At 72.9% G+C, this 20,963-nt stretch carries 21 protein-coding genes; 4 read left to right on the top strand and 17 right to left on the bottom strand.

The annotated features are described in order from the left end of the window. Positions 1–19: 19 nt before the first annotated feature. Genes malQ through hppD form a run of 8 tightly spaced genes read right to left on the bottom strand, consistent with a single transcriptional unit; the run spans position 20 to position 9,506 of the window. Positions 20–2,158: a 4-alpha-glucanotransferase gene (gene malQ, locus ACYVAG_RS04010; RefSeq protein ID WP_460766912.1), complete on the bottom strand. Its 2,139-nt coding sequence runs from the start codon at positions 2,156–2,158 to the stop codon at positions 20–22. After that, complete coding sequence (locus ACYVAG_RS04005) at positions 2,151–3,896, bottom strand: hypothetical protein (RefSeq protein ID WP_460766909.1); 1,746 nt, start codon at positions 3,894–3,896, stop codon at positions 2,151–2,153. The genes malQ and ACYVAG_RS04005 overlap by 8 nt, the downstream gene beginning before the upstream one ends. Next, on the bottom strand, positions 3,893–5,620 hold the full coding sequence (locus ACYVAG_RS04000) for an outer membrane protein assembly factor BamB family protein (protein ID WP_460766907.1): 1,728 nt from the start codon (positions 5,618–5,620) through the stop codon (positions 3,893–3,895). Before ACYVAG_RS04000 ends, ACYVAG_RS04005 begins: the two co-directional genes overlap by 4 nt. 30 nt (positions 5,621–5,650) lie before the next feature. Next, positions 5,651–6,646, bottom strand: coding sequence for an RDD family protein (locus ACYVAG_RS03995; RefSeq protein WP_460766904.1), 996 nt, complete (start codon positions 6,644–6,646; stop codon positions 5,651–5,653). 36 nt (positions 6,647–6,682) lie between these two features. Next, complete coding sequence (locus tag ACYVAG_RS03990; RefSeq protein WP_460766902.1) at positions 6,683–7,678, bottom strand: DUF2332 domain-containing protein; 996 nt, start codon at positions 7,676–7,678, stop codon at positions 6,683–6,685. A 30-nt stretch (positions 7,679–7,708) separates the two neighbouring features. Further along, positions 7,709–8,056 carry a CPBP family glutamic-type intramembrane protease gene (locus ACYVAG_RS03985; RefSeq protein ID WP_460766900.1) on the bottom strand — a complete coding sequence of 116 codons (348 nt, stop codon included), beginning with the start codon at positions 8,054–8,056 and terminating at the stop codon, positions 7,709–7,711. After that, a complete protein-coding gene (locus ACYVAG_RS03980; RefSeq protein ID WP_460766897.1) occupies positions 7,981–8,268 on the bottom strand; it encodes a hypothetical protein in 288 nt (95 codons plus the stop codon). The genes ACYVAG_RS03985 and ACYVAG_RS03980 overlap by 76 nt, the downstream gene beginning before the upstream one ends. Before the next feature lie 38 nt (positions 8,269–8,306). Further along, on the bottom strand, positions 8,307–9,506 hold the full coding sequence (gene hppD, locus ACYVAG_RS03975; RefSeq protein ID WP_460766895.1) for a 4-hydroxyphenylpyruvate dioxygenase: 1,200 nt from the start codon (positions 9,504–9,506) through the stop codon (positions 8,307–8,309). Positions 9,507–9,609: 103 nt separating this feature from the next. On the opposite strand from hppD, the gene ACYVAG_RS03970 reads away from it, so the two are divergent. Together ACYVAG_RS03970 and ACYVAG_RS03965 are read left to right on the top strand one after the other, a co-directional pair. After that, a complete protein-coding gene (locus tag ACYVAG_RS03970; protein WP_460766893.1) occupies positions 9,610–10,107 on the top strand; it encodes an Lrp/AsnC family transcriptional regulator in 498 nt (165 codons plus the stop codon). Positions 10,108–10,122: 15 nt separating this feature from the next. Continuing rightward, entirely contained in the window at positions 10,123–11,283 is a 1,161-nt protein-coding gene (locus tag ACYVAG_RS03965; protein WP_460766890.1) for a serine/threonine-protein kinase, read from the top strand. Here the strand turns inward: ACYVAG_RS03965 and ACYVAG_RS03960 are convergent, their stop codons facing one another. Together ACYVAG_RS03960 and ACYVAG_RS03955 are read right to left on the bottom strand one after the other, a co-directional pair. After that, positions 11,284–13,080 carry a DEAD/DEAH box helicase gene (locus ACYVAG_RS03960; protein WP_460766888.1) on the bottom strand — a complete coding sequence of 599 codons (1,797 nt, stop codon included), beginning with the start codon at positions 13,078–13,080 and terminating at the stop codon, positions 11,284–11,286. It lies immediately after the preceding gene. 10 nt (positions 13,081–13,090) lie between these two features. Continuing rightward, positions 13,091–14,530 carry an MFS transporter gene (locus ACYVAG_RS03955; protein ID WP_460766885.1) on the bottom strand — a complete coding sequence of 480 codons (1,440 nt, stop codon included), beginning with the start codon at positions 14,528–14,530 and terminating at the stop codon, positions 13,091–13,093. An 80-nt stretch (positions 14,531–14,610) separates the two neighbouring features. Here ACYVAG_RS03955 and ACYVAG_RS03950 point away from each other — a divergent pair, with 80 nt between their 5' ends. Next, entirely contained in the window at positions 14,611–14,907 is a 297-nt protein-coding gene (locus ACYVAG_RS03950; protein WP_460766883.1) for a DUF3039 domain-containing protein, read from the top strand. A gap of 292 nt (positions 14,908–15,199) precedes the next feature. After that, positions 15,200–15,718 (top strand): SixA phosphatase family protein, encoded by a 519-nt coding sequence (locus ACYVAG_RS03945; protein ID WP_460766881.1) that lies wholly within the window; start codon positions 15,200–15,202, stop codon positions 15,716–15,718. 22 nt (positions 15,719–15,740) lie between these two features. Here the strand turns inward: ACYVAG_RS03945 and aroQ are convergent, their stop codons facing one another. The 7 genes from aroQ to ACYVAG_RS03910 form a co-directional block, all read right to left on the bottom strand. Next, on the bottom strand, positions 15,741–16,169 hold the full coding sequence (aroQ, locus tag ACYVAG_RS03940; RefSeq protein ID WP_460766878.1) for a type II 3-dehydroquinate dehydratase: 429 nt from the start codon (positions 16,167–16,169) through the stop codon (positions 15,741–15,743). Further along, positions 16,166–17,197 carry an SIS domain-containing protein gene (locus ACYVAG_RS03935; protein WP_460766876.1) on the bottom strand — a complete coding sequence of 344 codons (1,032 nt, stop codon included), beginning with the start codon at positions 17,195–17,197 and terminating at the stop codon, positions 16,166–16,168. Before ACYVAG_RS03935 ends, aroQ begins: the two co-directional genes overlap by 4 nt. Before the next feature lies 1 nt (position 17,198). Further along, complete coding sequence (locus ACYVAG_RS03930) at positions 17,199–17,408, bottom strand: Trm112 family protein (RefSeq protein WP_460766874.1); 210 nt, start codon at positions 17,406–17,408, stop codon at positions 17,199–17,201. Beyond that, positions 17,405–18,781, bottom strand: coding sequence for a phosphohexomutase domain-containing protein (locus tag ACYVAG_RS03925; protein ID WP_460766871.1), 1,377 nt, complete (start codon positions 18,779–18,781; stop codon positions 17,405–17,407). The genes ACYVAG_RS03930 and ACYVAG_RS03925 overlap by 4 nt, the downstream gene beginning before the upstream one ends. A 76-nt stretch (positions 18,782–18,857) precedes the next feature. Continuing rightward, a complete protein-coding gene (locus ACYVAG_RS03920) occupies positions 18,858–19,229 on the bottom strand; it encodes a DUF3499 domain-containing protein (protein WP_460766869.1) in 372 nt (123 codons plus the stop codon). Positions 19,230–19,320: 91 nt separating this feature from the next. Further along, positions 19,321–19,761 (bottom strand): metallopeptidase family protein, encoded by a 441-nt coding sequence (locus tag ACYVAG_RS03915; protein WP_460766866.1) that lies wholly within the window; start codon positions 19,759–19,761, stop codon positions 19,321–19,323. Next, positions 19,761–20,963, bottom strand: a 1,203-nt coding sequence (locus ACYVAG_RS03910) for a DUF5719 family protein (protein WP_460766863.1), incomplete at its 5' end; no start/stop codon positions are given. The genes ACYVAG_RS03910 and ACYVAG_RS03915, both read right to left, overlap by 1 nt.

Raw genomic sequence — 20,963 nt, 5'->3', positions numbered from 1 at the left:
CGGAGAACGTCAGGGTGGCTCAGAGACGCCCCATCAGCGCGCTGAGCACCCGCGCCCGCTCGCTGGTGAACACGTCCTCCAGCAGCAGCGGCTTCTCGTCCGGGCCCGCCAGCGGCACGCGCCAGTTGGGGTACTCGTTCGAGGTGCCGGGCTGGTTCTGCGTACGCCGATCGCCGACGGCGTCCACCAGCGCCAGATTGAGCATGCGGGACGGCGTACGCAGCAGGAAGCCGTGCAGCGCCTCCACCACGCGCTCGATCGGCGCGTCGCTCGCGTCGAGCAATCCCTGCTCCACCAGGAAATCGAGCCACTGGCGCCGGTCAGCCTCGTCGCGCGCGAGCTCGTCGGCGAGCGACTCAGCCAGCAGGCCGAGCCGGTGGCGCAGCTCGACGTGGACCCCGTCGAGATAGCCCGCCGTCGGCGGCAGGTCGTGCGTCGTCACCGACGCCAGGCACATCTCGCGCCACTCCTCCGGCGGGATCGGCTGCCCACCCTCCACTTCCCAGTCCTGCTCGAACCAGAGGATGGACGTGCCGAGGATGCCGCGCTCCCGCAGGTGGTCGCGTACCCACGGCTCGACGGTGCCGAGGTCCTCCCCCACCACCAGCGCGCCGGCGCGCTGGGCCTCCAGCGCGAGGATGCCGATCATCGCCTCATGGTCATAGCGCACGTACGTGCCCTGCGTCGGCAGCGTGCCCACCGGCACCCACCACAGGCGGAACAGGCCCAGGATGTGGTCGACGCGCACGCCACCGGAGTGGCGCAGGATGGTGCCGACCATGTCGCGGAACGGCCGGTACGCCGACTCCGCCAGCCGGTCGGGGCGCAGCGGCGGCTGGCCCCAGTCCTGTCCCAGCTGGGTGTACTGGTCCGGCGGCGCCCCCACGTGGACGCCGCGCGCGAACGCGTCGCCGAGCGCCCACGCATCGGCCCCCTTCGGGCTGACGCCGACCGCGAGGTCGTGGACGATGCCGAGCGCCATGCCGCTCGCCTGCGCCGCCGTCTGCGCGCCGCGCAGCTGGTCGTCGAGGCACCACTGCAGCCACCGGTGGAAGTCGACCTCGTCGGCGTTCTCGTCGCGGAATCGCTGCACCGCGGGCGATTCCGGCGAGCGATACTCTTCGCGCCACTGGGTCCAGTCGCGTCCGAGAGCGGCGGTGAGCGCACACCACGTCGCGATGTGCGTCAGCCCCTCGCCGGCCTCCTCACAGAACGCCCGGAACGCGATCTCGCGCCCCGGCGTACGCCCGGCGGCGAAGATCGCCCTCAGGGCGCGCTGCTTCAGCGGCCAGGCGGTGTTGCGGTCGATGGCGTCGACGTCGTCGAGGCGGGCGTGGGCCTGGTCGCCGAGCTGGTCGACGAGGTGGCGCACGGGGGCGGGCGCGGCCGCGTACTCCTCGATCCGCTCGACGCGCAGATAGAGCGGGTTGAAGAACCGGCGCGACGTCGGGAGATAGGGCGACGGCTCCATCGGGGCGTCGGGCTCGGCCGCGTGCATCGGATTGACCAGGATGTAGTCGGCGCCGTGCTCGGCGGCCGACCACACCGCGAGATCGCGCAGGTCGGTGAGGTCGCCGACGCCCCACGACTCGCGGGAACGCACCGAATAGAGCTGGGTGCCGAGCCCCCAGATGCGGCGATTCCCCATCCCCGCAGGGAATCCGAGGAAGCGCGGCGTGACGATCAGCTCGACCGATTCCGCGGTCGAGCCCTCCACCTCGGCCACCAGCGTGTGGTAGCCCGTGGGCAGGTCGTCCGGCAGGCGGAAGCTCGCTCGGCCCACCATGCGCCCGTCGACCTCGCGGTCGGCCTCCCAATCGTCGACCTGGTGCGCGTCGTGGCGCGTGCCGTCCTCCGCGACCACGTGGACGCGTACGCCGGCCCCTGCGGGCACGTGGACCGCGACGTCACGCTGGTCGCCTTCGGTCGCGACGACGCTCGGCGGCAGTACGCGCCGCCACGCGTCCAGCTTCTGGGCCTCGAGGGCCGTGGCGATCGCTTCGGGCGACGACGCGTCGACGTCGAGGGCGGCCAGCACTGCCACGAGCGTGGGGGCGGACACCGTCGCGCGGCGGCCCTTCCAGTCGGTGAACTCGGTAGCGATGCGGTGGGCCGCCGCGAGTTCGGCGAGCTCGGGCGAGGGCGTGGCGTCAGACACGGGGATTCGATCCGTTCGGGAGGTTCCGGGGCACCAGAACCTTAGCCGCCGGAGCTGGCCGACGCACGGTCGCCGCCACCATCAGGCCGGCCAGGCAGGCGCCCACGAACAGGGGCGTGCCGAGCAGGCGGTCGCCCAGCTCGGTGAAGGCCGCGACGTCGACGTTGGGGTCGTGGGTGCGGACCAGGGAGGAGTAGGCCAGGACCACGGCACCGAACAGGCCGTTGGCGAAATAGAGGAGCACCCGCGAGGCCCTCGGGAACGCGCGGGAGTGGCCCCGGGCGAACAGCGCCCCGTCGGTCAGCACGCGCCAGACGAGGCCCACGAAGAGGACGGCTGCCGCCGACAAGCCACCGATGACGGTCGTGGGCTCCGACAGGGTGGTCCGTGCCGGATAGAGCGCGGTCAGGGCCAGGACGCCCAGCGCGGCCACCCAGGTCCCCGGGGTCCGCCACCGCACGACGGCCACGGCAGCGGCCGAGAGCGCCAACACCACCCCCATCACCTCCGGCAACGACTCGCTCGCCAGCCGTCCCCCCGTGGCCATGCCGAGCGCCGACGCCACGGTGTGGACGGCGAACGCGGTCAGCACCAGGGCGGCCAGTCGATCGCCGCGCCCCGCCGCCCGCACCGCGAGGGCACCTGCTGTCGTGCTGGCGATCACCCTGACCACAGCCACGGCGGTCTCGGACGCCAGGGCGTCGGTCAGCGAGACCCCGCGTACGCCGCCGAGCGTGAGCACGGCCTGCAGCACGGCGGCGAGGTGCATGGGAACCACGTTGAGGGCGAGCAACCCGGCCAGGAGCCACGCCAGCCCGCGCCACCGCCCAGCCGCTCCCGCGGGACGCGGCGGAGACCCGTCCGAGCGGCGCCCCACGCGCATGAGCACCGCCGAGGCGGCCGCCGTCACGAACAGGACCGCCAGCGCGTGCGCCCACACGACGGGCCGCCACTCCCACTCCGCCGCGGCGATGCCGAGGCCCCCGCGCACCGCGACGATGCCGGTCAGCGCCAGCGCGAGGAGACGCAGAACCACCATGCCGTCGGGGCGCGCGAGCCGCACCCCCAACCGGTCGACGAACCACTCCGCCGTCGACACGGTGACCTCGGCGAAGGCGAAGCCCGCCATCATCAGCCCCGGCATGGCCCAGACGAACAGCGTCGTCAAGAGAAGCAGCAGCGTGCTGCCCCGCACGTCCATGCCGGTGGACCCGCGGAAGGCCAGCGGCACGAACACCGCCAGCGACAGCAGCGCCAGCACGACGGGGAACTCCACGGGCGAGAACCGGCGGCCGACGCGCGCCAGCGCGAGGACCCATAGACCCATGACACCGACCACCAGGCCAGCCATCGGACCGGCGGATGTCGAACCGAGCCCGACGACCGCCAGCGTCAGCGTGATGGCCACGAGGCCGAGCCAGCGCGCCAGGGGATGGACGTGCAGCAGCGCGGTCACGGCCAGCGCGAGCACCACCGTGGCCAGCCACAGCAGGCCCACCACGCTCCAGGTGCCGAGGAAGCGCCCGTCAGTCACCGCCACCATCGGGTCCACGCGGCGCACCACGGGAGCCAGCCAGATGGTCGCCCCGGCGACCACGTACGCGGCCAGGGTCACCACCCCGATCGGCGCCATCCCGCGCGGCCACTCGCGCCAGCGGGGCATGCCGTCGCGCACCGGTTCGACGACCACCAGCCAGAACGTCTCGGCCACGACCCGCCCGATCGCGAACGCCCTCACGGCCGCCTCCAGACCGTCAGGTCGGCGCCCTCGTCGGTGACCAGCGCACCGTCACGCAACGTGACGACCCAGACGTCGTACCCGCGACGCGCCCGCTCGGGCCAGCGACCCCGCTCGCCGCCGTCGCCGGTCAGCCGCACGACCGCCGGGCCGCCCGCCAACACCACGTCGCGCCCGTCGGTCCCGGACCCGCGAGACCCCGCAGCCCGCTGCCACACCAGCGCCCCGGTGGTCGGGTCGTACGCCGCGGCACCCATGTCGTCGACGCACACGAGCCAACGTTCCAGGACGTGTAGCTCCCGGCAGGCCTGACCGCGGCGTACGCCCCAGGCCGGTCGCCCCTCGGCGTCGAGGGCGAGGAGGTGGCCCTCGACGGTCGACACCACCACCTTCGAACCGGCGTACGCCAGGGTCCGGACCTGGGCCGGGGCCTGGGCTTTCCACACCGGGCGACCCCCGGCGTCGACGGCCCGCAGGTCCCGCCCGCCGGCCGCGACGACGTGGGCACCCGCTGCGAGCGGGGGTACGCCGCTGCCGGCGGGCGCCGCGACGCCCCACAGCCGCCGGCCCGTGGTCCGCTCGTACGCACCGAGTTCGCCGCCCAGGGTGGCGACGACGATGACACCCGGCCAGGCCTCGACCGGCGGCACGTTGACCACGTCGTCGAGTGGGGTCGTCCACAGCCAGCGCCCCACGACGTCATAGGCCACGAGCCTCCGATCGGCCGTCGCGACCACGAGCAGCTCTCCCGAGGCGCCCAGAGCCGTGGGCGTGGCGCCCGGACTCCGGCGCCACAGCACGCGCCATCGGCCGTCGTCGGGGAGGACCAGGAGCAGGTTGCCGCTGGCCTCGTTGAGCGCGGCGAAGCCCGCGTCGACCGCCACGGGCGCGGCCGGCAGCTGGATCGTGACCGGTCCCCCGCCGTTGACCACCGGATCGGTCTCGGCCCGCCAATTGCTCGGCCACGGGCCGGCCGTGGGGCCGGATGCCGGAGCGGGGATGCCGCTCGCGATGGGCGGCGCCGCCTCGGCGCGCTGGTCGTCACGGGCCACGACACCCCGGCCGCGACAGCGGGTCTCCGACCAGCTCCGTTGCCGCTCGCCGCGGATCTCTTCGACCACGGACCGAAGGCACCCCGGCCCGAGCGACGACGCCTCGAGGCGGCCGGTGCGGCGATAGGGGAACTGGTCACCGTCCGCGGCCATCATGCCCTCCGCGACCCAGGTGACCCCCGCTTCAGCGCGCGTGGGCCAGCTGAGCGCGGCAGGCTCGTACCGCACGGCGGTCGCCCCCTGGACGGTCGCGACCGTGACGAGGCCGTCGCCACGCAGGGACCCGAGCCAGGCCTGCTCCACCCCGTCGCGCTGGGTGGTCTCCAGCACCCAGTCGGAGGTGCGTCCATCGTCGGCGTTGAAGGCCGCGAACAGGGCGGGCGTCGCATCGACCGCGGCCGCGAGCCCCTGGCTCCGATCGGTCTCGAAGATCGTGGCGGACTCGGCGTCGTGGACCACCTCGTGGTGACCCGAGCCGGCGATCCAGGGATCGATCCCCCCGGTGGACAGGACGCCATGCGGGGCCGCGCCGAAGGAGGCCACGACGGAGAGGGCGGTGACGATGCCGAGGGCGACGGCCCCCGATCCGGCCCGTGGCTGAACCACGCGGGGCGGAGGAGGGGGAAACGGAATCTGGCGGGGCGTACGCCCGGCCTCCCCCGAGGCGGTCACGCCGAAAGCGTAACCAACCTCAGAGCCACGTCAGCGCGTGCGGACCACCTGGGTCTTCGCCGCCTTGTCATGGATCGCCTGGCGGTCGCGGTCCCACAGGGGGAAGAGCACGTCGAGCACCTGGAGGATTCCACCGACACCCCACGGAACGAGGCCGAGGAGCTGGGTCACCAAGGGACGCCAGAACGCGACGAGCCAGCCCGGCTTCCGCTCGGCACCGCGGCCGAGGGGCACGACGCGCAGGCCCGCCGCCATCTTGCCGAGGGACGCGCCGCGCCAGCCGACCATCACTCCGTGATAGAGCACGAAGGCGACGATCGTGATGGCCGACATCCAGAGCAGCTCCGGGCTGGAGGCCAGTGCCGACATCTTCTGGAAGTCGGGGGTGACGCCCGCCTGCAGGTTGCGGATGAGCTCATCGACATAGCTGGACATCAGGCGCTCGACCCGGGCGTTGAGGCCGGTGATCGCGCCGATGATGGTGGTGAGCACGTTGAGGACGATCCAGTCGAGGATCGCCGCACCCGCGCGGGCGCCCCACGACGCCAGCGGAACACCGTCGGCCGTGACGGGGCCCTGCGGCCTGCCGTACGCGCCGGGCTGGGCGCCCCACTGCGGCTGGGCCTGCGGCTGCTGCCCCCACTGTGGTTGCTGTCCCCACTGCTGTCCCTGCGGACCGCCCTGGGCGTGCGGCTGCTGGCCCCACTGCGGCTGGCCCTGCGGTTGCTGACCCTGCGGCTGCTGACCCTGCGGTTGCGGACCCTGCGGCACGTCCGGCCAGCGATACGGCTCGGCCGGCGCGCTGTCCCGCTCCCCCGGCGGCCGGAGCCACGGCTGCTCGGGGTCGTAGGAGTCCGCGTACGCGTCCTTGCGGGCGTGCTCCGCCCCGCGCACGTTGCGCGTCCAGTTCCACCCGTCCCAGTAGCGTTCCTGGCCGTCGCGGGCGGGGTCCGCGTACCAACCGCCGGGGGCGGCGTGTCGGCCGGGAGGGGCGGGCGGGCTGCCCACGGGAATGTCGTCACTCACAGGGCCAGCATGCCACGCGGGGCCGCCGCCCACCGCTCACGCCGGGGCGTGCAGGTATTGCCCGTGCGACCCGGTGCGCGCGATCGGAGTCCCGTCCAGGGACAGCACGAACCCGGGGGAACCGTCCCAGGGACGCAGGCGGTCGCGTACGCCGGGCACGACCCGCTCGCCCTCGTTCGCGAGCCAGCGAACCCCGAGTGACGTGACCAGCTCGGCGAAGCGGCGGCGGGCGTCGCGGTCGAAGTATGCCAACACGGCCGAGTGCATGACCACGACCGTCGCATCGGACGGGGCCCGATCGACCAGCGTCGCCAACTCCTCCAAGGCGTCACCGCGCACGGTGACCACCTCCTCGCCGGCCGCGGCCTCCAGCGCCCGGTGAAGCCGCCGCTGACGGTCCTCCTCCCCCGGCCAGACCAACGCCTCCAGCCAGGCGGCATCAGCGGAGTCACCAGGGTCGAGCGGGTTGAGGTCCACGCCGGCGCGCCACACGACCTCGGGCATGGTCGTCGGAAGGTCGACCTCGCCGGACACCGAGCAGGCGAGCACCGGCGCCCCGGCGCCGCGACCGAGCTCGTGCACCGAGCCGTCCTCGCGGGTCCAGCGGTACGCGTACCGGTCGGGCACGAGGCAGAGCCCGGCCGACATGCCGACCTCGATGAGCGCCAGCCGCTCCCCCAGCGACGCGAGGGTGGGCAGGAGGGTGGCGCAGCGTCCGGCCTCGTTGGTCTGGGTGGCGCGGGTCAGGACGATGCCCTCGACGGTCGGCCAATGCGCCTCGACCCAGGCGAGGTGTTCGTCCCCGGGCGCGACGGGTCCGCCGAGCAGCTTCAGCGCACCGAGGAACAGGTTGGGCTGGCGTTTCGTGCCCGGCAGCGCGTCGAGGCGCACCCGGAGCGGTTCTGCGGCGCGATCGGCCGCTATCCAGCGGCACAGCCGTTCCCAGGTGGACGACGAGGCCGCGGTCTCGTCGGCGAACCAGGCGTACAGCTCGGGGATCGTCGCGTCCGCATAGAAATGAGCACCCTTCACGGTGTCACCATAGCCCGGCGCGACGCGCCGTCACACTCCTAGCGAATCGCTGGCCCGGCCCTTCGGGAACACCGCGTGCAGCCCGCGGGCGCAGAGGTAGACCCACAGCGGGCAGCCGAGGATCAGGATCCAGATGATGGGCGAGACGCTGGCGTCGCCGCGCCCGAAGACCAGGATCTGCCCGAAGGCGTACCAGCTCTGCAGGACGTGGGACATCATCGCCGCCGTCATAAAGCCGGTGAGGACGTAGACGAGGCCGAACGCGATGCCGGTGATCACGTACGCGATCGCCTCCGGCCCTGTCAGCGAGTCGCCGAGGTGGGGCAGGGCGAAGAGGACTGCCCCGGCAAGGATCGCCGGTCCTGGGTCGTCGGCCACTTGCGCGCCAGCAGGGCGATGATCGCGAGCGCCAGCGCGGCGAACGCGACGAACTGCACGCCGCCGAGCAGCGCCGACGCCGCCTTCCGGGATTCCTCCGGGGCGAAGCCCGCCAGGACGGCGAGCCCGCCCGACAGTAGGAAGGCGGTGGAGGTCAGCACCGCGTACCACCACTTCCAGGTGGTCAGGTGGGACGCCAGTCTGTTGGTCATGTGATCACCTTAGGCGAGCGCCCCACCTTCACCACCTGTCAGAAGTTGCCGCGGCGCTCCTGCTCGCGCTCGATCGCCTCGAACAGGGCCTTGAAGTTGCCCTTGCCGAAGCCCAGCGAGCCGTGGCGCTCGATCAGCTCGAAGAACACTGTCGGGCGGTCGCCCGTCGGCTTGGTGAAGATCTGGAGCAGGTAGCCGTCCTCGTCGCGGTCGACCAGGATGCCGCGGGACTGCAGCTCCTCGATCGGGACGCGGACCTTGCCGATGCGGGCGCGGAGCTCCGGGTCCTCGTAGTAGGAGTCGGGGGTGTCGAGGAACTCGACGCCCATCGCGCGCATGTGGTCGACGGACGCGATGATGTCGTTGGTCGCCAGCGCGAGGTGCTGGGGCCCGGGGCCGTCGTAGAACTCGAGATATTCGTCGATCTGCGACTTCTTCTTGCCGAGCGCGGGCTCGTTCAGCGGGAACTTCACGCGGTGGTTGCCGTTGGCAACGACCTTGGACATCAGCGCCGAATAGTCGGTGGCGATGTCGTCGCCGATGAACTCGGCCATGTTCGTGAAGCCCATGACCTTGTTGTAGAACTCGACCCACTCGTCCATCGCGCCGAGCTCGACGTTGCCGACGATGTGGTCGAGCGCCTGGAAGTAGCGCTTGGGCGAGCCCGCGGGCTTGCGGTAGGACGACGTCATCGGCACATAGCCGGGGAGGTAGACGCCGTCGTACTTCGACCGGTCGACCAGCGTGTGGACCGTGTCGCCGTACGCCTTGATCGCGCCGAGGCGGACCGTGCCGTGCTCGTCGGTGAGGTCGTGGGGCTCGAGCACGACGGTCGCGCCCATCTTCCGGGCGTGCTCGATGCACTTGTCGACGTCGGGCACCGTCAGCGAGATGTCCATGACGCCGTCGCCGTGCTTGCGGTGGCGGTCGGCCAGCGGCGAGGTGGGATCGACCGCACCCTTCAGCACGAACCGGATGGCGCCGGACTTCAGCACGTACGCCTTGTGGTCGCGTACGCCCTGTTCGGGGCCGACATAGCCGATGAGCTCCATGCCGTACGCCGACTGGAAGTAGTGGGCGGACTGGGTCGCGTTGCCGCAGACCCAGACCATGGCGTCCCAGCCGGTGACGGGGAACGGGTCGGAATCGGAGTCGTATTCCACGAGGCCGACCAGCTGCTTCAGCTGGTCGAGGTTGAGCTCAGCGAGCTTCTCTTCGTTGGTGAGCACGTCAGTCATGCCCCAGATCCTTGATGGACCGGGACAAAGTGCGCAACCCAGCGAAAAAACCCTGTACAGATTGACCAGAGCATCACTATGCTGACAGGACCAAGGAGGCAATGTGATCACCGTCACTCTAGACGACCTCGACCGACGGATCCTCGGTCTGTTCGAGGCCGAGCCGCGCATCGGCGTGCTCGAGGCCAGCCGGCGGCTCCAGGTGGCGCGCGGCACGGTCCAGGCGAGGCTCGACCGGCTGCAGGCCCACCAGGTCATCACCACGTGGGCCCCGACCGTGGCACCCGCCGCGCTGGGCTATCGCGTCACCGCGTTCATCACCTGCGAGATCGACCAGACCGCGGGACTGACCGCCGTGATCTCCCACGTCCGCAGCATTCCCGAAGTGCTCGAGTGCTGGTCGGTCACGGGTTCGGGCGACCTCTGGTGCCGCGTCGTGGCGCGGTCGAACGCCGACCTCCAGCGGGTCATCGACGCGATGTCCATGCCCTCGGGAATCCAGCGCACGTCGACGGTCATCGCGCTCGCCGAGCAGGTGGCGTACCGCACCGGCGACCTCGTCCAACGCGCCGAGGGGTTGGACGAAAGGGCCCCTCGGTAGGGAACAATGGCGGCCATGGATCAGATCGGCCGCTATCGCATCGTGCGGCGCCTCGGCGCCGGCACCTTCGCGACCGTGTGGCTGGGTCAGGACGACGACCTCGACATCCCGGTCGCGGTGAAGGTCCTCGCGGAGAACTGGATCGACAACGAGGACGTGCGTACGCGGTTCATCGCGGAGGCCCGCCACATGCGCCGCATCCGCGACGCCCGCGTCGTGCGGGTCTATGACATCGGCGAGACGCCCGATGGTCGCCCCTATTTCGTCATGGACTACTGCGACGCCGGCTCGCTGAGCGACCTGCGCACCAACCCGATCGCGCCCGCGTCGGCCCTGCGCCTGTGCGCCGACGCCTGCCTCGCCCTCGACGTCATCCACCGCGCGAACGTCCTCCACCGCGACGTGACACCCGGCAACCTGTTGCTCGACCGCGCGCCCGACGGCACGCTGTCAGTCCACCTGGCCGACCTCGGCGTGGCGAAGTCGATGCTGGAGGACCAGCAGCAGACGATGACGGCCGGTACGCCGGCCTTCATGGCGCCCGAGCAGGCCTCCGGGCTGCCGATGGACGCGCGGGCCGACGTGTACGCGATGGCCTGCGTCATCTATGCGGTCCTGACCGGCAAGCCGCCGTTCCCCGTGAAGACGCTCGCCGAACTGATGGCGCGCACGCCGGACGACCGCCCGATGCCGGTGGCCCGCCAGATCGGCGCGCCGAAGCTGCTGGACGACGTACTCTTCGCCTCGCTGTCGCTCGACCCCGCCCAGCGCCCCCCGTCGGCGGCCGCGCTCGCGGAGGTCCTCGACCAGGTCGTCGAGCAGATGCCGCAGGACGAGGCCATGATCGCCACGCGCGCCCGACCCCGCGAGATGGGCGTGATGGCGCCCGACCCGATGCAGTTCCCGGCCCCGGGTCCCGGCGGGTTCGCCTCGCCCCAGACCTGGGGACACGGCGCCATGCCGCCCGGGCAGGGATCGATGATCCAGCAGCCGTGGCAGGGCCCGCCCATGGGACCCCACGCCATGTCGCCGATGACCCAGCCGCCACCCGCGGCGCCGCCAGCGCAGAAGCGGTTCTACGGCTACACGTCGGTCGAGTGGATGGTGGCGGGCGTGTGCGCCCTGCTCCTGTTCGCCGTCACGCTGTGGCTCATGCTGTGGGCGCTCGGGGGCTGATCAGCTCTTCCTCGTGATCGCCCACTCGCGGATCAGGTCGATGCGCGCCTGAAGCTGGCCCTCGTCGGCCGCCGCGCTGGGTGGCCCGCCCGTCGCGCCGCGCAGTTCGTTGTGGATCACGCCGTGGGGCTGGCTCGTGCGGTGGTGCCACGCGCCGACCAGCCCGTTGAGCTCCTTGCGCAGCTCGCGCAGGCGCTGGTGGGTCGACTGGGACACCGCGCGCTCCTGCACCTCTCCCCCGCGAGCCGACTCGCGCGTCATGTGCTCGTGCTGGCGGCGCTTGAGCAGGTCCTTCACCTGGTGGGGCTCCAACAGGCCCGGCAGGCCGAGATATTCCGCCTCCTCCGCCGAACCCGACATCGCCTGCAGGCCGAACTCCGTGCCGTCGAACAGCACCTTGTCGAAGTCGGCCTCCGACGCCAGCGCGGTGAACTCCCCCAGCTCGTCGGCCAGCTCCGACGACGCGGCCTCCTCGCGGTTGGCCTCGGCCAGCAGCAGCTCCTCCTCGTTGTCGACGCCGCCCGGCGTCTTCAGCACGTGGTCGCGCTGGACCTCCATCTCGTTGGCGTGGCGCAGCAGCGTCGACACCGACGGCACGAACACCGACGCGGTCTCGCCCCGCGACCGGGCGCGGACGAACCGCCCCACGGCCTGGGCGAAGAACAGCGGCGTGAGGGTCGTGGTCGCGTACACCCCCACCGCGAGCCGCGGCACGTCGACGCCCTCCGACACCATGCGTACGGCGACCATCCAGCGGTCGTCGGACTCGGCGAACTTCGTGATCTTCTTCGACGAGCCCGGCTCGTCGGACAGGACGACGGTCGGCGTACGCCCGGTGATGCGCTTGAGGTGGGCCGCGTACGCCCGCGCCTTCTCCTGGTCGGACGCGATCACGAGGCCGCCGGCGTCCGGCACGTGGTTGCGGACCTCGGACAGGCGCGTGTCGGCCGCCTGGAGCACCGCGGGGATCCAGGCGCCGTTGGGGTCGAGGGCCGTACGCAGGGCCTGCGACTCCATGTCTTTGGTCAGGGGCGTGCCGAGCCGGGCGGCGACCTCGTCGCCGGCGCGGGTCCTCCAATGCATGTCGCCCGAATAGGCCAGGAAGAGCACCGGCCGGACGATGCCGTCGGCCAGCGCCTCGCCGTAGCCGTAGGTGTAGTCGGCCTCCGACCGCAGGCCGCCCTTCCCGTCGGAGGTGTAGCGCACGAACGGGATCGGGTTGGTGTCGGAGCGGAACGGCGTGCCGGTCAGCATCAGCCGCTTGGCCGCCGGGTCGAACGCCTCGCGGACCGACTCACCCCACGACAGCGCGTCGCCGGCGTGGTGGACCTCGTCGAGGATCACCAGCGTCTTGTGTTGCTCCACCCGGATGCGCAGGGCCAGCGGGTTGGTGGCGACGCCCGCGTACGTCAGCGCATAGCCGTCGAACTCACGCGACGCCTTTCCCTGCTTCGCGCCGAAGCTGGGGTCGATGGCGATGCCGACGCGGTGGGCGGCCTCGGCCCACTGGGTCTTCAGGTGTTCGGTGGGGGCGACGACGCAGACGCGGTCGATGCGGCGGCGGTGGAGCAGGTCGGCGGCCAGGGTGAGGGCGAACGACGTCTTGCCGGCGCCCGGTGTCGCGACGGCCATGAAGTCGCGCGGGTCGTCGTCGCGGTAGCGCTGGAGTGCGGCGGCCTGCCAGGCGCGCAGGGTCTTGACCGTGCCCCAGGCGGCCTTCTGGGGGAACGCCGGCGAGAGCCCCTTCGCGCGGAGGTCGGGGAGGTCTCCGCTGGAGAAGAGGTCGGGCTCGGTCACTGGCGCAATGTTAGGCCGCCGGACCGACGGAATCGAACTCGCGCGCGGCGGGCGTCACCGGGCCGATGCGCAGGGCGAGGACCGTGGCGAGCACCCCGACCGCGACGAGCAGGCCGAGGACCGATCCGAACGTCAGCGGCAGGTCGCCGCGCGCGTGGAGCAGCGCGAACACCGTGCCGGCGATGCCGGTGACCAGGGAGTTGCCGAGGGACTCCCCCGACTGGAGGGCCGACGCGTTGCGCCCCTGCTCCGCCGACGTGGACAGCGACATCGTGGCGAGGCCGGTCGTTGCGATGAGGAAACCCATCCCCAGCCCGGCGAAGGTCCACAGCACCCACGCGACGGCCACCGGGAGCGCGGGGAACGCGGCCACGGCGGCGCAGCCGGCGATGCCGACGGTGGTCGCGACCGCGCCCAGGACGATCATGTGGTGGCGTCCCAGCGGCAGCCACGGCCGCGACTGGAGCCACGACCCCAAGAACCAGCCGGACGCGCCGACGGTGAGCATGATCCCGGCGCCGGCGAGGGAGTGGCCGCGCGACTCGACGAGCATGAGCGGGATGAACGCCTCGGCGGCGAAGAACGCGCCCGCGGCCAGCGCCCGGGAGGCCATCACGGCCGGCAGGCCGCGGCCACCGGTGAGGAACCCCCGCGGCATCAGGCGCGGGATGGCGAGGGCGAGGAGGACCACCCCGGCAACGGCGGCGAGTCCGGCCCCGAGGTCGGGGGTCGCCGCGGCGCGCTGGCCGGCGTACTGCAGGGCGACAGCGGCCGCCGCAAGCACGAGGCCCACCCACACGGGCACCGGGTCGACCGGCGTTCCCGCCTCGTGGCCGCGGAGGGCCGGGATCGCGCGGCGCAACCGCAGCAGGGGCGGCACGGCGAGGGCGGCGGCCAGGACGATGAGCGGGAGGATGCCGAGAAAGACCCAGTGCCACGAGAAGCGGGTGGTCACCCACGCCGCGATGGGCGGCCCGATGAACGCGGGCAGGACCCACGCGGCCGAGAAGCCGGTCATCATGACGGGCCGCCGGTCCTCGGGGAAGGCGTGGGCCACGACGACATAGAGACCGACGTTCATGGCCCCGGCGCCGATGCCCTGCACCAGGCGACCGGCCAGGAGCTGAGCCATCGAGGGCGCGAGCCCGGCGATGAACAGTCCCACCGCGAACGTCACCATGCCAGCCGCCAGGGGCCGGAACGCGCCGTGGCGGTCAGCCGAGCGGCCCCCCGCCACGTTGCCCGCCAGCATGCCGATGACGAACAGCGAGAAGGCCCACGCGTACCACTCGACGCGGCCGAGTTCGCGCGCCGCCTGCGGCATCGCCGTGCCGACGGCGATGGCCTCGAACGCGGTGGCGAGGATGCCGGCGATCAGGCCGACGGCCAACGGGGCGAGGGCGGGCGTGGCTGCGGGAGGTGCCGCGGGGGCGGTGGGGGTCGGCGTCACCGGGCCATCCCAGCAGTTCAACCCGGGTGGAGGTCAATCGGGCCCTGCGCGAGTGGTTCGACGGGGTTAGAATCGCGCTCATGAGCCAGCAGCTGAGCCCGGGTGCGCAGACCATCGTCGACGAGCGCACCGACGCCCTCCGCTATGAGGAGGGCGACCACGAGCGGTTCTCCCACTATGTGCCGAAGGACAAGCTGACCGAGGCCATGGTGATGGGCACGCCAGTGATCGCGCTGTGCGGCAAGGTCTGGATCCCGTCGCGCAACCCCGACCGCTTCCCAGTCTGCCCCATGTGCAAGGAGGTCTGGGAGCAGATGAAGCCGGGCGGCGGCAAGGGCGACGGTAAGGGCGACGGCGGGGGTTCCGACGGGGAGTGAGCGAGCGCCGGCTTCGCCACCACGTTCCCTGAGCGAGCGCCAGCGAGTCGACGGGTCGGACAGCCCTGAGCGAGCGCCAGCGTCGCCACCACGTTCCCTGAGCGAGCGCCAGCGAGTCGAAGGGTCGGCCAGCCCTGAGCGAGCGCCAGCGTCGCCACCACGTTCCCTGAGCGAGCGCCAGCGAGTCGAAGGGTCGGCCAGCCCTGAGCGTTGCCTGAGCGTCCTGAAGGTTCCCTGTGGGTCTGACCCGGACGATGGATTGATGTAGGTCGGTCGACCTACAGTGTGCTGCGTGACCGGGGGTAAGCGCAGGCTGGTGCTGATGCGCCACGCGAAGTCGTCGTGGACGACCGACGACGACGACCACGAGCGCCCGCTGTCCTCGCGCGGGCGCCGCGACGGCAGTGCCGCGGGCCGCCTGCTCGCCGAGCGTCGCATCCAGCCCGACCTCGTGCTCTGCTCCACCGCGCGCCGGGCGCGCCAGACCTTCGACCGCACCGTCTCCGGCGGCGCCGCGTTCGGTGACGTGGTCTATTGCGACGACCTGTACGCGGCCTCCCCCGACGAGCTCGTCGCGCAGATCCGCGGTGTGGGCGAGGACGTCGACACGCTGATGGTCGTGGGCCACAACCCGGGACTCGTCGACCTGCTCACCGCGCTGGCGGCGCGTACGGGCGACCAGAAGCTGTGGGCCTCGATCGACGACCGCTTCCCCACCTCGGCGGTGGCCGTGGTCGAGTTCGACGGCGACTGGGCGAGCGTCAGCGACGGAGCTGGCCGGCTGGTGGCGTACGCGGTGCCGCGGGGCTGAGCTCGATCAACCCGTGGCGTGTTCAGCGCCCGGCGATCGCTCGCAGCGCCAGCTCATAGCCAACGAGCCCCAGCCCCGCCACGACGCCGGTCGCGTACGGCGTGACGAACGAGTGGCGCCGGAACTCCTCACGGGCGTGCACGTTCGAGATGTGCACCTCGATGAGGTCAGCCGTCCTCTGGGCGACCGCGTCGGCGACGGCGACGGAGGTGTGGGTCCAGGCCGCGGGGTTCAGCACCACGGGCACCGACCCGTCGGCCGCCTCGTGGAGCCACGCAATCAGCTCGTGCTCGGCGTCGGTCTGGCGCACCTCGACCTCGAGACCCAGGTCGGCACCGACCTCGACCAGGCGCGCGCCCAGCTCGGCATGCGTCGTCGCCCCATAGACCTCCGGCTGGCGCTTGCCGAGCCGCCCGAGGTTCGGCCCGTTGAGGACCAGGACGCGGGTCACGGCGTACGCCCCGCCTCGTCGCGGCCCAGGCCCACCCCGAGGTACGCCGCGGCGTAGCACCCGGTCTGGAGCAGCGCCGCATAGCGCGCCAGGTCGCTGCCGACGTCGCGGACGACCGGGGCGACGCGCACGTCGCGGTCGTCGGCGAGTCGCTCGAGCCAACGCCGGGCGGCGACCACCGGCTGGGCGTCGCGTCCGTCGTCGAGGATCACCAGGGCCGGGCGCCGGTCGGTGACCGGATTGTCGAAGGGGTCGTCGAAGACATCGCGCACGTCGGCGCCCTGCAACACCGTCGCGAGCGCCGGGGCGTCGGCGGCCAGGGCTGTGCGGCCGCTCGCCGCGCGGATCGACTCGGCCACACGCCGCGACGCGCGGGCGGCGAGCACCGAACCGCCCCAGACCAGGGGCTGGGCGTCGGCGAGGGCCAACGCGATGTCCTTGGCGGGATTGCTGGCGAGGTCGACGAAGGGCGAGCACTCCTCCGCGACGAGGTCCATCGCGTCGGCCACGCCGTCGGGGTCGACGTCGGGGCCGAGCAGGGCGCTCGCGAGGGCCGCCAGGACCATCGTGGCCGAGGCCAACGGGTCGCCGGTGGCCGTGGGGATCAGGGTGGTGGATCGCCCGCCCGCCTGCTCGGCGAGCTGTGACGGCACCGGGCAGGCCAGCAGGAGCGTGCAGCCGCGCCGCACGGCCTCCACGACCGTGGCGACCAGGTCGGGGTGGTCGCCCTCGGGCGCCATCACGACCACGAGGTCGAGGGGTCCGACCCAGCCGGGCAGTCCCGCCGAGGGCCAGGCCACGAACGGGACGGGGCAGGTGGGCTCGAGCAGCGCGCGAACGAGGCGCGCCTCGGCACCGGCCGCGATGATCGCCCGCGGGCGGTCGACGGCGAACCCGCCCAGCGGCTCGGCCGCGCGCTCGGCCTCGACCCGGAGGCGGGCGCCGGCGCCGGCCAGGCGCCTCAGGACGCCATCGGCCGCCGCGAGGGCGTCGCGGTCCTCGAGGCGTGCGTCATCGAAGTCGGCCATGTCAGCCCCGGTCGCCCCGGGCGTGCCTGCGGGCCTCGTCGACGAGCAACACCGGGATGCCGTCGACCACCGGGTAGGCCAGGCCGCAGTCGGCACCGGTGCAGACCAGCTCGGCGCGGTCGTGGTCGATGGCCAGGCCCGCGTGGCAGGCCGGGCACGCCAGGATCGCGACGAGGTCGCGGGGCAGATCGATGTGGGCGGCGTGGTTCATCGACCCTCCTCCCGCACGATCGCGAGGACCTGGTCGCGGAGCTCGGCCATCAGGCCCGGATCGCGGGCCTCGACGTTCAGGCGCAGCAGCGGCTCGGTGTTGGAGGGACGCAGGTTGACCCACCAGTCGTCGCCCTCCACCAGGAGCCCGTCGTCGAACGTCGCGAAGCCTCCGCGGGGTTCCAACGCGTCCGCGACCACCTCCATGGCGCCCTTCGCGTCCCGCACGGTCGAGTTGATCTCGCCGGAGGCCGCGTACCGGTCGAACCGGGTGACGAGCTCGGACAGCGGCTGGTCGACGTGGCCGAGCATGGCCAGGACGTGGAGCCCCGCCAACATGCCGGTGTCGGCCGACCAGAAGTCGCGGAAGTAGTAGTGGGCCGAGTGTTCCCCGCCGAAGATCGCATCGTTCTCGGCCATGGCGGCCTTCACGTAGGTGTGACCGACGCGCGAGATCACATAGGTGCCGCCGGCCTCCTCGACCACCTCGCGGACGGTGCGGGAGGTGATGGTGTTGCCGACGATGGTCGCCTTGGGCTCCCTCGCGAGTTCCTGGGCGGCGATGAGGGCCGTGACCGCCGACGGGCTGACGACCTCGCCGCGCTCGTCGATGATGAAGCACCGGTCGGCGTCACCGTCGAAGACCAGGGCGAGGTCGGCGCCGTGCTCGCGCACGGCGCGCTGGGCATCGATGAGGTTCTCGGGTTCCAGCGGGTTCGGCTGGTGGTTCGGGAACGACCCGTCGAGGTCGAGGAACAGCCCGATGATGTCGAGGTTCGCCTTGCCGAGGACGGTGGGCACGGTGTGGCCCGCCATGCCGTTGCCGGCGTCGATGACGACCTTCAGCCGGCGGATGCCGCCGAGGTCGACCAGCGAGTGGAGGTGCTCCGCGTACGCCGGGAGCAGGTCCTGGCGGCGCAGGGTGCCGGGTTTGGCGGCGCGGGGGCTCTCCCCCCGCGCCTCGATGTCGTACGCCCGGCGCGCGATCTCGACCAGGTGATGCGGTGTCACGGGGCGGGCGTTGGCGAGGCAGAACTTGATGCCGTTGTAGGTGGCAGGGTTGTGGGACGCGGTGAACTGCACGCCCGGCAGTTCGAGCCGGCCCGACGCGAACCACAGCTCATCGGTCGAGGACAGCCCGATGTCGATCACGTCGACGCCGTGGTCGGTAGCGCCCTCGGCGAACGCGGTGCTCAACTCCGCGCCGGTGGCCCGCATGTCGCGGCCCAGCACGAAGGCGTCGCCCGCGCCCAGGCCGAGCGTCTCGACGAACGCGACCCCGAGGGCGTACGCGCCGGCGGCGTCCCACTGCGCGTCGGGTCCACCGGCGAGGCCGCGGATGTCGTTCGCCTTGAAGATCTCTTGAGTAAGCATCGCGTGCAGCCTATCGCTGTCGGGGGCGGTGCGCGCCGCGTGGCGGCCGGACCGGGACCCCTGATCGGAGGGGGTCTCAGGCCTCGGGATCGGCCAGGACGGTCAGATGGCGTCGCCGGCCCAGCTCCACGATTCCGGCCGGCGGGGCGGCAGCGGCCACCGGCGCCGGGTCGAGGGCGAAGCCGACCTCGCGGACGGCGTCGGCCAGGGCCAGCAGGTCATCGGTATCGGGAGCCGGGGCGGGCTCCCCGGCCGACGGCAGGCGGATGATCTCCCAGCCCCGCGGCGGGGTCATGGACTGGGCGTGGGACGCGCACAGGTCGTAGGAGCCGGGCTCCGCGCGGCCGGCCAGCGGGCCGAGGACCGCCGTGGAGTCGGCGTACACATAGGTCAGCGTCGCCACCGCCCGGGCCGAGCAGCCCGTCCGCGTGCAGAACCGGTTCGTCACGGGGCGACGCTACCCTGCGGACGCCGCCACGGGCGGGCGCGGCGCGCGGTGGGGGCGAACCTCACCGGCCCCGACCCACGGTCCGTGGACCTCACCACTCGTCGTCGTCGCCGAAGCCGTCGGGGTCGAGCTCGTCGGGGTCGATGCCGGTCAGCGCGGACAGCTGTTCCACGACGATGCGGTGGGCCAGGACCGCGAGTCCGCGCCGCGACGACGCACGGTGTTCCAGGGGGCGCCGATAGACCACGACGCGCGCCGGGGCGTCCTCGGTGCGCTCGACGGCGGCGGCCAGCGGCACCTGGTCGCCGACCCAGTCGACCCTGAGGTGGGGCACCTCCTCCACGCCGACCACGACCCCCTCGAGGGCGCGGGGGCAGGCGCGCTGGACGCGGGCCGTCGCCTCGGCCACGACGCGGTGGAAGTAGGCGTCGGCGGGCTCGCGCCGCGAACGTGGGGCAGCCCTCCCGAACGCATTGGGCAGCGCCAGTGGCCCGCGCATGCCGCGGTCGTGCCGGTCGCGACGTCGTGACATCAGCGTCCTCCCCCCAGCCCGGGCGCGTGCTCCGGATCGGCGCCGGTGGTCGCGGGCTCGGGCGCCGACAGCGGCGTGGTCGCGAGGCCGGGACCCGTCGCATTGGTGACGACGAGCCCCGCGTGCGTGGTGGCGCCCTTCGCCGACCGGACCACCACGCCGGCGGGCTGGTCGACCTGGGCGATCTCCCACAGCGCGGTCGCGCCGGCGCGCACGGGCAGCTCGGCGGACTTGAGCTCACGGCCATCGGTGGCGACCAGGCGCAGGCCGACGACGGTGTCGCTCACCCCGAGGTTGGTGACGACGACGGCGCCGACCACCCCGCGGGTGACGGCGAACGCCCCGATGGCCGTCGGACCGAGGCGCTCGGCGGCCGGCTGCACCGCGATGTCGGAGGTCGCGGCGTCGTCGGACGCGTGGGCCACCACCGCGGCGGTCACGGGCTGGTCGGTCGTGACCCGGACGGCGCCCGCCTCCTGGGCGAGACCCTGCGCCAGCGACACCTGGGCGGTCGAGCCGGCGTTCACGTCGAGCGTCCGGGCCTCGGCGGGGACGAACGTGCCGTTCGGCCCCATCAGTTCCACCTTCGCCGTGGTGCGGCGGTCGCCGGGATTGGTCACGACCAGGGTGCGCTCCCCCGGCCCGTCGGGGATGCCGGGGACGACCTGGACCGTCGAGGGCTGGGCCGAGGGGACCTGCAGGTCCATGCCGCCGGGCAGGGGGCCGAACCCGGCCCGTTGGCGCACGGTCGCGTGGATGCGCCCGCGCGAGGCGCGCACCTGGACGCCGAGCGCCCCACGCTCGGACACGAGGCTCTCGAGGGCGACCACGCGCGTGGAACGGGCCGGCACGGTGAGTCCGCGACCGCCGGGGGCCGCGATCTGGCCCGCGGGCCCGAGGACGCGCAGGTCGACATCGGCGCGGGTCGAGTCGGGGTTCACCAGCACGACCTCGCTGCGGGTGGTCGCCCGACCGCCGGGGCCGGAACCGCCCGCGTACAGGCCCGTGAACCACGACGTCGTCGCCGGCGCGACACACCGGGCCAGCGCCAGCCCGCGATCGGCGCCGTCGGGCGTCGCGGCGTACGCGGCCGCGGCGGAGCCCGTGGACTGGCGGCCCTCGGCGATGACCAGCAGCGGCTCCGCCGCGGCGAGCGACGCGCCGCGCCCGGCGGGCAGCGGGGTCGCGCGCTCGTCGACCAG

The sequence above is a fragment of the Mariniluteicoccus flavus genome, from assembly GCF_054776655.1.
Note: the sequence above shows the minus strand (reverse complement) of the source record. Positions and strands in the feature narration are given on the sequence as shown.

What these genes read in the sequence shown, in the direction of transcription:
- ACYVAG_RS03925 (WP_460766871.1), bottom strand. Translation starts at nt 18,781, where the DNA reads ATGCTTACTCAAGAGATCTTCAAGGCGAACGACATCCGCGGCCTCGCC.
- ACYVAG_RS03980 (WP_460766897.1), bottom strand. Translation starts at nt 8,268, where the DNA reads ATGACCAACAGACTGGCGTCCCACCTGACCACCTGGAAGTGGTGGTAC.
- ACYVAG_RS03965 (WP_460766890.1), top strand. Translation starts at nt 10,123, where the DNA reads ATGGATCAGATCGGCCGCTATCGCATCGTGCGGCGCCTCGGCGCCGGC.
- ACYVAG_RS03915 (WP_460766866.1), bottom strand. Translation starts at nt 19,761, where the DNA reads ATGTCACGACGTCGCGACCGGCACGACCGCGGCATGCGCGGGCCACTG.
- ACYVAG_RS03950 (WP_460766883.1), top strand. Translation starts at nt 14,611, where the DNA reads ATGAGCCAGCAGCTGAGCCCGGGTGCGCAGACCATCGTCGACGAGCGC.
- hppD (WP_460766895.1), bottom strand. Translation starts at nt 9,506, where the DNA reads ATGACTGACGTGCTCACCAACGAAGAGAAGCTCGCTGAGCTCAACCTC.
- ACYVAG_RS03935 (WP_460766876.1), bottom strand. Translation starts at nt 17,197, where the DNA reads ATGGCCGACTTCGATGACGCACGCCTCGAGGACCGCGACGCCCTCGCG.
- ACYVAG_RS03930 (WP_460766874.1), bottom strand. Translation starts at nt 17,408, where the DNA reads ATGAACCACGCCGCCCACATCGATCTGCCCCGCGACCTCGTCGCGATC.